This window comes from Streptomyces sp. NPDC025833 (genome assembly GCF_055558055.1).
Genome location: NZ_JBVHNF010000048.1, coordinates 1 through 11,659, shown reverse-complemented (window position 1 = coordinate 11,659; position 11,659 = coordinate 1). Strand labels below are relative to the sequence as shown.

Below are 11,659 nucleotides of genomic sequence, written 5' to 3'. Positions count from 1 at the left end.
CTCACCCTCTCGGGCTTTCCTCCGGGCTTCCCTTCGGTGTTTCCGACTCTATCAGATCTTTTTCCGATCCGATTTCCTCGGTGCTTTCCAGGTTCCCGCTTTCGCGTTTCCCTTTCCGGCGGTTCCGACTTTATCAGAAATTCTCGGCCGGTCTGACCGGCCACTCATTTCTGAGCGCATCGGGGGTGTGCTCCTCGGAATGCCGCTCACGGCTTCTGGAGGAGCTAGTAGATTCTATCGGCTGCCCCGGACCATGTCCAGTAGGCAACTGTTTGAATCTACCTCCCCACTCCCCCCGTGTCAACGGGTCTTGCGGGGCGAAGAGGAGACTAGCAGCTCACAGGGGCCGTACGCACATCAGGCGGCCGTCGGCACGGACGCGCTGCGGTCCGTCGCTTCGAGATCACCCGTCTCGCCCGCGCGTGCCGCGCGGCCGCCGAGCACGTAGACGTATGTGAGGAAGGCCAGCTCGGCCGCTATTCCGATGGCGATCCGGGCCCAGGTGGGCAGGCCGGAAGGCGTGACGAAGCCTTCGACGGCGCCGGAGACGAACAGGACCAGGGCGAGGCCGATCGCCATGCCGATGGCGGCGCGGCCCTCCTCGGCGAGGGCGGCGCGGCGCGTGCGCGGGCCCGGGTCGATCAGCGTCCAGCCCAGGCGCAGGCCGGTGCCGGCGGCGACGAAGACCGCGGTCAGTTCCAGCAGACCGTGCGGGAGGACCAGGCCGAGGAAGGTGTCCAGGCGGCCCGACGAGGACATGAGGCCGAGGCCCACGCCCAGGTTGAGCATGTTCTGGAAGAGGATCCAGAGGACGGGCAGCCCCAGGAACACGCCCAGGACCAGGCACATCGCCGCGGCCTGGGCGTTGTTCGTCCACACCTGGGCGGCGAAGGCGGCCGCGGAGTGGCTGGAGTAGTAGGTCTCGTACTCGCCGCCCGGGCGGGTCAGCTCCCGCAGCCGGGCGGGCGCCGCGATGGACGACCGCACCTCCGGGTGGGCTCCGATCCACCAGCCCAGGAGGGCGGCGACCACGGTGGACACCAGGGCCACGGGCACCCACCAGTGGCGGGCGCGGTAGACGGCGGCCGGGAACCCCTGGGTGAGGAAGCGCGTGACGTCCCGCCATGAGGCACCGCGGGTTCCGGTGACGGCACCGCGCGCGCGGGCCACCAGCCGGCTGAGCCGTCCCGTGAGCTGGGGGTCGGGGGCGCTGGACCGGACGAGCGAGAGATGGGTGGCGGTCCGCTGGTAGAGGACGACCAGTTCGTCCGCCTCCGCGCCGGTGAGGCGGCGCCGGCGGCGGAGGAGTGCGTCGAGCCGGTCCCATTCCGGCTGGTGCGCGGTGACGAAGACGTCCAGGTCCATCGGGTCTGCCTGCTCCTCGGCTGGTGCTCCACGGCCCGCACGGCCCACCGCGGATGCTCGTGGTTGCTGTCGGGTTGTCGTACCGGGATGCGATGCGCCCACAGCTTGGCAGACTTGCGGTCCAGGGGGCGGACCAGGGGAAGGGTGGCGGGCATGAACGAGCTGGTGACGGGCGAGGCGGTGGCGCTCGAACTGCGGCCCGCGAAGCTGCCGAGCAGGGCGCTGGCCGTGCTGCTCGACCTGGCGGTGACGGTGGTCGTGTACCTCGTCGTGCTCATGGCGCTGGTGGCGTCGACGGCTTCGCTGGACGAGGCCGCGCAGGTGGCGCTGTCGATCGCGGCGTTCCTGCTGGTCCTGGTCGGCGGGCCGATAGCCGTGGAGACGCTGAGCCACGGGCGTTCGCTGGGGAAGCTGGCCTTCGGGCTCCGGGTGGTGCGGGACGACGGCGGGCCCATCCGGTTCCGGCACGCGCTGGTGCGGGGCGCGATCGGGGTCGTCGAGATCCTGCTGACGCTCGGTGTGGTGGCCTGTGTCGCCTCGCTCGTCTCGGCGCGGGGGCGGCGGCTCGGGGACGTGTTCGCGGGCACCCTGGTCGTCCGCGAGCGCATACCCACGGGACGTGCCGGTTTCGTACCGCCTCCGCCGCCGTGGCTCGCGGGGCGGTTCGCCGGGCTGGACCTGTCGGCGGTGCCGGACGGGCTCTGGCTCGCCGTCCGGCAGTACCTGGTCCGGGTGGGACAGCTCGATCCGCAGGTGTCGGCGGGCATGGCGCAGCGGCTGGCGGCCGACCTCGCGGGGCGCACCGGTGCGCCGGTGCCGCCGGACGTGCCTCCGGCCGCCTTCCTCGCGGCCGTGGTGCACGAGCGGCAGAGGCGGAAGGCCCGGCAGGGGTTCGGTCCCGGCGGTCCGGCCGGTGGCGGCTCCGTCCCGCCGGGGGCGGGTCCGGCCTGGGTGCCCGGCGGGGACCGGCCCGATCCCTACCAGCCTGTCGCTCCGTACCGGCCCGCGTCGCCTCGGCCCGCGGCCTCCCCGCCGGTGCGGGAGGACGAGCCGCCGGCCGGGCGTCCGGCCACCGGGTTCGCGCCCCCGGCGTAGCGGGTCCCGGGTCAGTCGAACCGGGACGGGGGTGACTGGAGGTCCTCCAGTTCGATGCCGGGCGCGGCCAGGACGACGTCGCCGGCGATGTGGACGGTGTGCCGTTCGCCGGTGTCCAGGGCTGTGACCTGGTATTCGTCCACGGTCAGGGGTCCGTTGTCAGTGGCGTGTGCTTCGCTGTCCACCAGTGCCCAGGACTGGTCCACGGTGCGGGGGGCGAGGACGGGGTCCGTGAATGCCACGAGGCGTACGCGGGTCGCGCCGGACGAGGGGGTGAGGCGCAGGAGACGGGCGGTGGCGACGAGGAACGCGGGGGACGTGCCGGTGAAGGCGTGGGCGCGCACATTGCCTTCGGTGGCCTCGACGCCGGTGGGGTCGGTGCGGACCCAGGTGACGCCGTCGAGGGCGGCGCCGCGCACCTGCCAGCCGCCCGCGTGCAGTTCGAGGCGGAGCGGACGGCCGAGGTCGTCCAGGGCGAGGTCGACCGAACCGCGCTGGTCACCGGCGGGGCCGGTCAGCCGGGAGACGTAGCGCCAGCCGGACGGGCCGGGGGCGCACTGGAAGTGCTCTTCCGCGAGGGGGGTGTGATCGTGCGGGTCGTGGAGCGAATAGCGGCCGCGGGGCATGGGGGTCCTGGGTCTTGACGGGCTGGTCCTGCCGGGAGCCACGGGTCCGGCGAGCCAACGGGGCAGGCCCCCGGCACGGGGGTGCGGGGGCCTGCCTCGGAGGATCTGCTGCCGGGGTGGTGCGGTGGTGCGCCGGTGCACCGCCCCGGCGGGCCGGACCACGGGGTGGCCGGCCTACCGGATCACCGGCTCAGTAGCGGTAGTGGTCCGACTTGAACGGGCCGTCGACCTCGACGCCGATGTAGGCGGCCTGCTCCGGGCGCAGCTTGGTGAGCTTGACGCCGAGCGCGTCCAGGTGGAGGCGGGCGACCTTCTCGTCGAGGTGCTTGGGCAGCGTGTAGACGCCGATCGGGTAGGCGTCGGGCTTGGTGAACAGCTCGATCTGGGCCAGCGTCTGGTCCGCGAAGGAGTTGGACATCACGAACGACGGGTGGCCGGTCGCGTTGCCCAGGTTCAGCAGGCGGCCCTCGGACAGCACGATGATCTTCTTGCCGTCCGGGAAGGTCCAGGTGTGGACCTGCGGCTTGACCTCGTCCTTGACGATGCCGGGGAGCTTGGCGAGGCCGGCCATGTCGATCTCGTTGTCGAAGTGGCCGATGTTGCCCACGATCGCCTGGTGCTTCATCTTGGCCATGTCCGAGGCCATGATGATGTCCTTGTTGCCGGTCGTGGTGATGAAGATGTCGGCCTTGTCGACGACCTCGTCCAGGGTGGTGACCTGGTAGCCGTCCATCGCGGCCTGGAGGGCGCAGATCGGGTCGATCTCGGTGACGATCACCCGGGCGCCCTGGCCGCGCAGGGACTCCGCGCAGCCCTTGCCGACGTCGCCGTAGCCGCACACGACCGCGGTCTTGCCGCCGATCAGCACGTCGGTGGCGCGGTTGATGCCGTCGACCAGGGAGTGGCGGCAGCCGTACTTGTTGTCGAACTTCGACTTGGTCACGGCGTCGTTGACGTTGATCGCCGGGAAGAGGAGGTCGCCGTCGCGCTGCATCTCGTACAGGCGGTGGACGCCGGTCGTGGTCTCCTCCGTGACGCCGCGGATCTCGGAGGCGAGCTGGGTCCACTTCTGGGCGTTCTCACCCAGGGTGCGGTGCAGCAGCTGGAGGATGACGCGGTGCTCGTCGGACTCGGCGGTCTCCAGGGCGGGGACCTCACCGGCCTTCTCGTACTCGACGCCCTTGTGGACGAGGAGGGTGGCGTCGCCGCCGTCGTCCAGGATCATGTTCGGGCCGCCGGTGGGGCTGTCCGGCCAGGTCAGCGCCTGCTCGGTGCACCACCAGTACTCCTCCAGCGTCTCGCCCTTCCAGGCGAAGACCGGAATGCCCCGGGGGTCGTCGGGGGTGCCGTCCGGACCGACGGCGATGGCGGCGGCCGCGTGGTCCTGGGTGGAGAAGATGTTGCAGGAGGCCCAGCGGACCCGTGCGCCGAGGGCGACGAGGGTCTCGATGAGCACGGCGGTCTGCACGGTCATGTGCAGGGAGCCGGTGACGCGGGCGCCGGCCAGCGGCTGCGCCTCCGCGTATTCCTTGCGGATGGCCATCAGGCCGGGCATCTCGTGCTCGGCGAGGGTGATCTCCTTGCGGCCGAACTCGGCCAGCGAGAGGTCGGCGACCTTGAAGTCCTGCCGGTTCTCGACAGTCGTCATTGCGAGCTGCTCCTCGGGGTTGGGTCGAGGTGGGTAGGGCTGGTCTGCGCGGCGGCGGACACAGGGGTGCCCGGGTGGAGGACACAGGCATGCCCACGTGCGCGCAGCGCAGTCCGTCGGAGGCCCTCTCTCCCTCGGCCGGCCCGTGGGGACCGCCCGACCGCCATCAGCAGCGACGTCTGGCTCCGTCCCAAGCTACACCGGACGACCCGTTCGTCCCCAGTCCGCCCGTCGGTTCCTCCGGTCACTTTCGAGACGTTCCGGCAGGTGGCAGGGGTGCCCGCGGTGGCACGAAAAGTGTGGAACCGGGGGCCGGGTCAGTGGCCGGCGGCGTGCGGGGCCGGGCCGCCGGGGGTGGCCTCCGGGTCGGGGCCCTCGGCGGCCGCGGCCTCGCTGTAGATGTCCGGTTCCAGGTAGATGACCCGGGCGATCGGGACGGCGGCGCGGATGCGGCTCTCGGCGGCGTCGATGGCGGTCGCGACCTCGGCGGCGGTGTCGTCGTGCCGGACGGCGATCTTCGCGGCGATCAGCAGCTCCTCGGGGCCGAGGTGCAGCGTGCGCATGTGGATGATGCCGGTGACCGTGTCGCCGTCGACGATCGCGGCCTCGATCTTGTGGACCTCCTCCAGGCCGGCGGCCTCGCCGAGCAGCAGCGACTTGGTCTCGGCCGCGAGCACGAGGGCGATCAGGACGAGCAGGACACCGATGCAGACGGTGCCGATGCCGTCCCAGACGCCGTTGCCGGTGAGCAGGGAGAGGCCGACGCCGCCGAGGGCGAGGACCAGGCCGATGAGCGCGCCGAAGTCCTCCAGGAGGACGACGGGCAGCTCGGGCGCCTTGGCGCGGCGGATGAACTGCGCCCACGAGAGCTTGCCGCGCAGGTCGTTGGACTCCTTGATGGCCGTGCGGAAGGAGAAGCCCTCGGCGAGGATCGCGAAGACCAGGACGGCCACCGGCCAGTACCAGTTCTTCAGCTCGTGCGGGTGGCTGATCTTCTCGTAGCCCTCGTAGATGGCGAACATGCCGCCGACCGAGAAGAGGACGATGGAGACCAGGAAGGCGTAGATGTAGCGCTCGCGGCCGTATCCGAAGGGGTGTTGCGGGGTCGCCTCGCGCTGGGCCTTCTTGCCGCCGATCAGCAGCAGGAACTGGTTGCCGGAGTCGGCGAGCGAGTGGACGCCCTCGGCGAGCATCGAGGAGGAGCCGCTGAACGCGAACGCCACGAACTTCGATACCGCGATGGCGAGGTTGGCGCCGAGTGCCGCCACGATCGCCCTGGTTCCGCCTGACGCGCTCATGTGTCCGCGTTGTCCCTTCGCTTTGGTCCGGCCCGGCCCTCGTACGTCCGTCCGGGCGGGTACCCGGCTTTGCCCGGTCTTTGCCGGTGGGTCATTCTTGCAGCCCGGCCGGGGACCGGTGCGTCAGGTGTCCACCGTCGCGGTCATATGATCCACCGGCTGTCCACAGGCCCGGGTCCGGGTCCGGGTCACACGATCACGGTGGCACGGAAGAGCGTGCCCGCGCCCGAGATCTCGGCCTTCTCACCGGCCGGGACGAAGACCGACCGGCCGGGGCCGAGTCCGTGCTCGCCCGCGCGGACGGCGCCGGCCGTGCAGAGCAGGATCTGCGGGGCGTCCCGGGTGAGGTCGTGGGCGGCGCCGCCGGCGGGCAGGACGTACCGGGAGAGGCGGAACTCGTCGATCGGCGTCTCGTAGACCTCCTCGCCGTCCGGGGACGCCTCGGGGCGCAGCACGCCGGGGTCACGCGGTTCGAAGCGGACGATCCGCAGCAGTTCGGGGACGTCGACGTGCTTGGGCGTCAGACCGCAGCGCAGGACGTTGTCGGAGTTGGCCATGATCTCGACGGCGAGGCCGCCGAGGTAGGCGTGCGGGATGCCTGCGCCGAGGTACAGGGCCTCGCCGGGCTGGAGGCGGACGTGGTTGAGGAGCATGGCCGCGATGACGCCGGGGTCGCCCGGGAAGTGGTGGGCGATGTCGGCGTAGGGGGCGTAGGCGCCGCCGAGGCGGACGCAGGCGGCGGTGGCCTCGGCGACGGTGCGGGCCGTGTCCCGCGGGTCGGCGCCGAGGAGCGCGGTGAGGACCTCGCGCAGGGCGGCGTCCTCGGGGCGGGCGTGCAGCAGGTCGACGTACGGCTTGAGGGAGCCGACGCCGAGTCCGTCGAGGAGGCGGGCGGCCTCGGCCGGGGCGCGGAAGCCGCACAGGCCGTCGAACTCGGTGAGCGCGCAGACCAGTTCGGGCTTGTGGTTGGCGTCCTTGTAGTTGCGGTGCGGGGCGTCGAGCGGGACGCCGCGCCGCTCCTCGTCGGCGTACCCCTCCTCGGCCTGCTTCAGGTCGGGGTGGACCTGGAGGGACAGGGGCGCGCCCGCGGCGAGCATCTTGAGCAGGAAGGGCAGGCGGGGACCGAACCTGGCGACCGCGCGGGCGCCGAGTTCCCGCTCCGGGTCGGCGTCGACGACCTCGGCGAGGGTGCCGCGCGCGGTGCGCGAGGGCGCGCCGGGGTGCGCGCCCATCCACATCTCCGCCTGGGGTTCGCCGGTCGGCTCCACGCCGAGGAGGTGCGGGATGGCGGTGGTGGAACCCCAGGCGTAGGGGCGGACGGTGTTGTCGAGGCGGTCCATGTGTCTTCTTCGTCTCCGTACGTGCGCGGCCCGGCCGGCGGGATCGCTTCCGCCCGCGCCCGCGGTGGGCGCGGGGCGTCGGCCAGGAGCCAGATCAGGCCCTCGAAGCGAGCGCCAGGTAAACGGCGGCGAAATCCGTGACGGCGATCAGTTCGGCGAGCGTCTCCAGTTCGCCGCCCTCCTCGGGTTCGAGTTCGCTGATCGGCGTGTCGTGGCTGAGGGCCAGATCGCGGGCGGCGGGCGCGGCGGTGAGGCCGCTGATCGGGCGGTCGCGGAGCAGCACCACGCGCGCGTGCAGGGCGGGCGGTTCCTCCACGCGGTCGCGGAAGAAGTCGTCCGGGTCGGCGCTGGCGGCGAGCGGGCCGGCCAGCAGGGTGCTGTGCTCGGCGAGTGCCTCGGGGAGTTCGGCGACCAGGGCGGGACGGCCGGCGAGTTCGGCGAGGGCGGCGGCGAACCGGCGGCCGGCCGGGCCGGCCGAGGTGCCTTCCGTCCACACGACGGGCAGGGAGTCGGCGAGTTCGGCGGCGAGGGTCTTGGCCGGGTTGCTGTAGGTGGCGATGGCGGGGCCGCAGCGCTCCGCGACGTGGTCGAGGCGGTCGGCGACCTTTTCCAGGGCCTCCGGCGGGGCGGTGAGCAGGCCGATCCGGTCGAGGAGGGCGAGCAGCGGGGTCAGCAGGGCCCAGAAGACGCCCGAGGAGGACGCGGCGATGGGTTCCCGCTGGTCGTAGGGTGCCGTGGCCATCGGCACGAACAGGCCGTGCGCGCCGGCGACCGCCTCGGCGAGCGGGGTGTGGGGCGGGGCCACGCCGACGACCGAGCAGCCGCGGCGGTAGGCCTGGTCGGCGAGGAGGGAGAGGCTCGGCTCGGTGCCGTCCGGGGTGGCGATCAGCAGCAGGTCCACGGAGCCGGTCCAGCCGGGGAGTTCCCAGCGCAGGGCGCCGGGGGCCGGGGCCACGCCGGTGGGGGCGAGGCGGACGACGGGGCTGCCGACGCCGGCCAGGGTGCCGAGGAGGTCGGCGGTGTGGGTGGCGGCGGCGCCGGGGCCGGCGATGAGGACCGCGCGGGGGCGGCCGTCGGGCCTGAGGCCGCCGATGCCGGCCTCGGCGGCGTGCCGGGCGGCGGTGCGGACGCGGGCGCCGGCCTCGGCGGCGCCGCGCAGCAGTCCTCGGCGGTCGGCCTCGGCGAGGTCCTCCGGGGTGTCGAGCAGCGATTCGTCCAGCATGGGCGGCAGCCTCCGGTCACCGGTCGTCCTGGGGTCCTACGCGGTACGGGTCACCGTCACGCGGGGCGGCGGGCCTCGTCGACCAGCAGGACCGGGATGCCGTCGCGGACCGGGTAGGCGAGGCCGCAGTCCCGGCCGGTGCAGACCAGTTCGGTGTCCTGCTCCTTCAGGGGGGCGTGGCAGGCCGGGCAGGCGAGGATCTCCAGGAGGCCGGCTTCGAGCGCCATGGCGGTGTCCCTTCGGGGGGCGGGTGGTGTCTGTGGATACGCCTGGTCAGCGTACCGCCGATGGGCGGGGGGCTCAGCCCCTGATGATCGCCAGCGCCTCGTCGCGGACCGCGGCCATCGTGGCCTCGTCCGTCGCCTCGGCGTTCAGGCGGAGCAGGGGCTCCGTGTTGGACGGGCGCACGTTGAACCACCAGTCGGCCGCGGCGACGGTGAGTCCGTCGAGGTCGTCCAGGGTGACGCCGGGGCGGTCCTCGTAGGCGGCCCGGATCGCGGCGAGGCGGGCGGACTGGTCGGCGACGGTGGAGTTGATCTCGCCGGAGCCGGCGTAGCGGTCGTACCGGGCGACCAGGGCGGACAGCGGGCGGTCCTGGCCGCCGAGGGCGGCGAGGACGTGCAGGGCGGCCAGCATGCCGGTGTCGGCGTTCCAGAAGTCCTTGAAGTAGTAGTGGGCGGAGTGCTCGCCGCCGAAGATGGCGCCGGTGCGGGCCATCTCGGCCTTGATGAAGGAGTGGCCGACGCGGGTGCGGGCCGGGGTGCCGCCGTTCTCCCGCACGACCTCGGGGACCGCGCGGGAGGTGATCAGGTTGTGGATGACGGTGCCCTCGCCCCCGTTGCGGGCCAGTTCGCGGGCGGCGACCAGGGCGGTGATCGCGGACGGGGAGACCGGGTCGCCGTTCTCGTCCACGACGAAGCAGCGGTCGGCGTCGCCGTCGAAGGCGAGGCCGAGGTCGGCGCCCTCGGCCGGGACGCGCTTCTGGAGGTCCACCAGGTTGGCCGGGTCGAGCGGGTTGGCCTCGTGGTTGGGGAAGGTGCCGTCCAGCTCGAAGTACATCGGGACGAGGGTCAGGGGCAGGCCGGCGAGGACGGAGGGGACCGTGTGGCCGCCCATGCCGTTGCCGGCGTCGACCACGACCTTCAGGGGGCGGATGGCGGTGAGGTCGACCAGGGAGCGCAGGTGGGCCGCGTAGTCCGCGAGCGTCTCGCGCGAGGAGAGGGTGCCCGGCCGGTCCACGGGCCGCGGGGCGCCCTCGGTCAGCCAGCGCTCGGCCAGTTCGCGGATCCGTGTGAGGCCGGTGTCCTGGCCGACGGGGGCGGCGCCGGCGCGACACAGCTTGATGCCGTTGTAGCGGGCCGGGTTGTGGGAGGCCGTGAACATGGCGCCCGGCAGGTCCAGTGCGCCGGAGGCGTAGTAGAGCTGGTCCGTGGAGCACAGGCCGATCTCGGTGACGTCCGCGCCGCGTCCGGCCGCGCCGCGCGCGAAGGCGCGGGAGAGGCCGGGGGACGACGGGCGCATGTCGTGGCCGACGACGACGGCCGTCGCTGCCGTCACTTCCGCGAAGGCGGCGCCGAAGAGCTCCGCCAGTGGCTCGTCCCACTGGTCCGGGACCACTCCGCGCACGTCGTACGCCTTCACGATCTGCGACAGATCAGCAGTCACGCCAGCCCTCCTGGAAGTCCTGTGGATGCCCACAAACTACCCGCCGTGAGCACGGGCGGGGTCACGGGCGCCGGGAGTGCGCTCGGTGGCCCCCTTCCGGTAACGCGGGGGCGGGGTGCGCCGTCACGCCCGGAAGGGGTGACCGGCGCCGCTACTCGTCCGGGGAGCGCAGGACCCTCAGGTGGCCGCGGCGGGCGACCTCCATCGGGTCCGTGGCGCGGGTCACGCCGCCGGCCTCGGCCGTGCGGTCCTGCGGGCGGGCGGCCTCGCGGACGGCGTTGGCGAGCGCCTCCAGGTCGTCTCCGCTGGGCCGGGCGGGCGCGGAGCCGTCGAGGAGCCGGACGACCTCCCAGCCGCGCGGGGCGGTGAGGCGCTCGGAGTGCTCGGCGCACAGGTCGTAGCAGTGGGGTTCGGCGTAGGTGGCGAGCGGGCCGAGGACCGCGGTCGAGTCGGCGTAGACGTACGTCAGCGTCGCGACGGCGGGTCGGCCGCAGGCGGTGCGCGAACAGCGACGTACAGGGCTCACGACGATGGACGGTACCGCACTCTTGAGCGGGCCGCGACGACTCTCCCCCGGGTCACCCCACCGTGTCGGCGTAATGAACGTCCCGCGGAGGCGTCCGAACGCGTCTTCCTGACCTGCGCGGACGGGCATTCGGCGGATGCCCGGGGAGACTCCATCCGGTCATGAGTCGGTACAAACACCGTCAATAGCCTTGAGTTCGGTGGTCTCGGAGAGTTATGGAAACGAGTCAGACCTCGGCCGGAACGGTCATCCTGCGACAGGCGGCGCGCGGCCGGTTGCCGCGTGGAGCCGGACGGGTCCAGGGGCCGGGGACTACGCTTCACCGGTGATGGACAACCGTGTACCGCCCCGCGCCACCGGCCCCGGGCCCCGTCGCCGTGACCGCCACGGGCGGGGCATGCGCGGGCCGATCGCACCGCCCCAGGTGCCGCTGGCGGCCAGCCGCGCCGAGGTGTTCGCGGACCTGGTGCAGGACTCCGTGGAGCGCCTGGAACGGCGGTGGCCGCAGCTCGCCGAGACCGATTTCCTGGTGCTGGAGGTGCCCCGGCTGGACGGCCCGGGCGACTCGCCGGCGTGGGAGGACGAGGCCGTGCCGCTCGGCGGGATCATCCCCGCGCGGGACGGGCGGCGGGCCCGGGTGGTGGTGTACCGGCGGCCCGTGGAGATCCGGACCAAGGGCCGGGACGAGCGGGCCGCGCTGGTGCACGAGGTGGTCGTGGAGCAGGTGGCCGAGCTGCTCGGGCTGACACCGGAGACGGTGGACCCCCGGTACGGGGAGGACTAGTACTCCAGCAGCGTTTCGCTATCTTGCCTGGTCACAGGCATCGCCGGGAGTGTAGTGGGCTGCTGGAACGTCAGGGGCGGTCTTGCGGGA

General features: G+C 72.9%; 11 protein-coding genes. 2 read left to right on the top strand and 9 right to left on the bottom strand.

The window, feature by feature from the left end; genetic code table 11:
* Positions 1–357 precede the first annotated feature (357 nt).
* Positions 358–1,365 carry a stage II sporulation protein M gene (locus ACZ4K2_RS36815; RefSeq protein ID WP_467480972.1) on the bottom strand — a complete coding sequence of 336 codons (1,008 nt, stop codon included), beginning with the start codon at positions 1,363–1,365 and terminating at the stop codon, positions 358–360.
* A gap of 153 nt (positions 1,366–1,518) precedes the next feature.
* Here ACZ4K2_RS36815 and ACZ4K2_RS36810 point away from each other — a divergent pair, with 153 nt between their 5' ends.
* On the top strand, positions 1,519–2,460 hold the full coding sequence (locus ACZ4K2_RS36810; protein WP_467480971.1) for an RDD family protein: 942 nt from the start codon (positions 1,519–1,521) through the stop codon (positions 2,458–2,460).
* 11 nt (positions 2,461–2,471) lie between these two features.
* Here the strand turns inward: ACZ4K2_RS36810 and ACZ4K2_RS36805 are convergent, their stop codons facing one another.
* The 8 genes from ACZ4K2_RS36805 to ACZ4K2_RS36770 all read right to left on the bottom strand — a co-directional run bounded on the left by ACZ4K2_RS36805 (position 2,472) and on the right by ACZ4K2_RS36770 (position 10,785).
* Entirely contained in the window at positions 2,472–3,086 is a 615-nt protein-coding gene (locus ACZ4K2_RS36805) for a hypothetical protein (protein ID WP_467480970.1), read from the bottom strand.
* A 190-nt stretch (positions 3,087–3,276) separates the two neighbouring features.
* A complete protein-coding gene (gene ahcY, locus ACZ4K2_RS36800; RefSeq protein WP_467480968.1) occupies positions 3,277–4,734 on the bottom strand; it encodes an adenosylhomocysteinase in 1,458 nt (485 codons plus the stop codon).
* Between the two features lie 317 nt (positions 4,735–5,051).
* On the bottom strand, positions 5,052–6,032 hold the full coding sequence (locus tag ACZ4K2_RS36795) for a cation diffusion facilitator family transporter (RefSeq protein WP_467480967.1): 981 nt from the start codon (positions 6,030–6,032) through the stop codon (positions 5,052–5,054).
* Between the two features lie 188 nt (positions 6,033–6,220).
* The gene (gene manA / locus ACZ4K2_RS36790; RefSeq protein WP_467480965.1) at positions 6,221–7,372 is read right to left on the bottom strand and encodes a mannose-6-phosphate isomerase, class I; all 1,152 of its coding nucleotides are present in this window, start codon (positions 7,370–7,372) and stop codon (positions 6,221–6,223) included.
* Between the two features lie 94 nt (positions 7,373–7,466).
* On the bottom strand, positions 7,467–8,594 hold the full coding sequence (locus ACZ4K2_RS36785) for an SIS domain-containing protein (RefSeq protein ID WP_467480963.1): 1,128 nt from the start codon (positions 8,592–8,594) through the stop codon (positions 7,467–7,469).
* Between the two features lie 56 nt (positions 8,595–8,650).
* Entirely contained in the window at positions 8,651–8,821 is a 171-nt protein-coding gene (locus ACZ4K2_RS36780) for a Trm112 family protein (protein WP_467480961.1), read from the bottom strand.
* Positions 8,822–8,894: 73 nt separating this feature from the next.
* Entirely contained in the window at positions 8,895–10,259 is a 1,365-nt protein-coding gene (locus ACZ4K2_RS36775; protein WP_467480959.1) for a phosphomannomutase/phosphoglucomutase, read from the bottom strand.
* A 151-nt stretch (positions 10,260–10,410) separates the two neighbouring features.
* Positions 10,411–10,785 carry a DUF3499 domain-containing protein gene (locus tag ACZ4K2_RS36770; protein WP_467480956.1) on the bottom strand — a complete coding sequence of 125 codons (375 nt, stop codon included), beginning with the start codon at positions 10,783–10,785 and terminating at the stop codon, positions 10,411–10,413.
* A gap of 397 nt (positions 10,786–11,182) precedes the next feature.
* On the opposite strand from ACZ4K2_RS36770, the gene ACZ4K2_RS36765 reads away from it, so the two are divergent.
* A complete protein-coding gene (locus ACZ4K2_RS36765) occupies positions 11,183–11,569 on the top strand; it encodes a metallopeptidase family protein (protein ID WP_467480954.1) in 387 nt (128 codons plus the stop codon).
* The last annotated feature ends 90 nt before the right edge of the window (positions 11,570–11,659 follow it).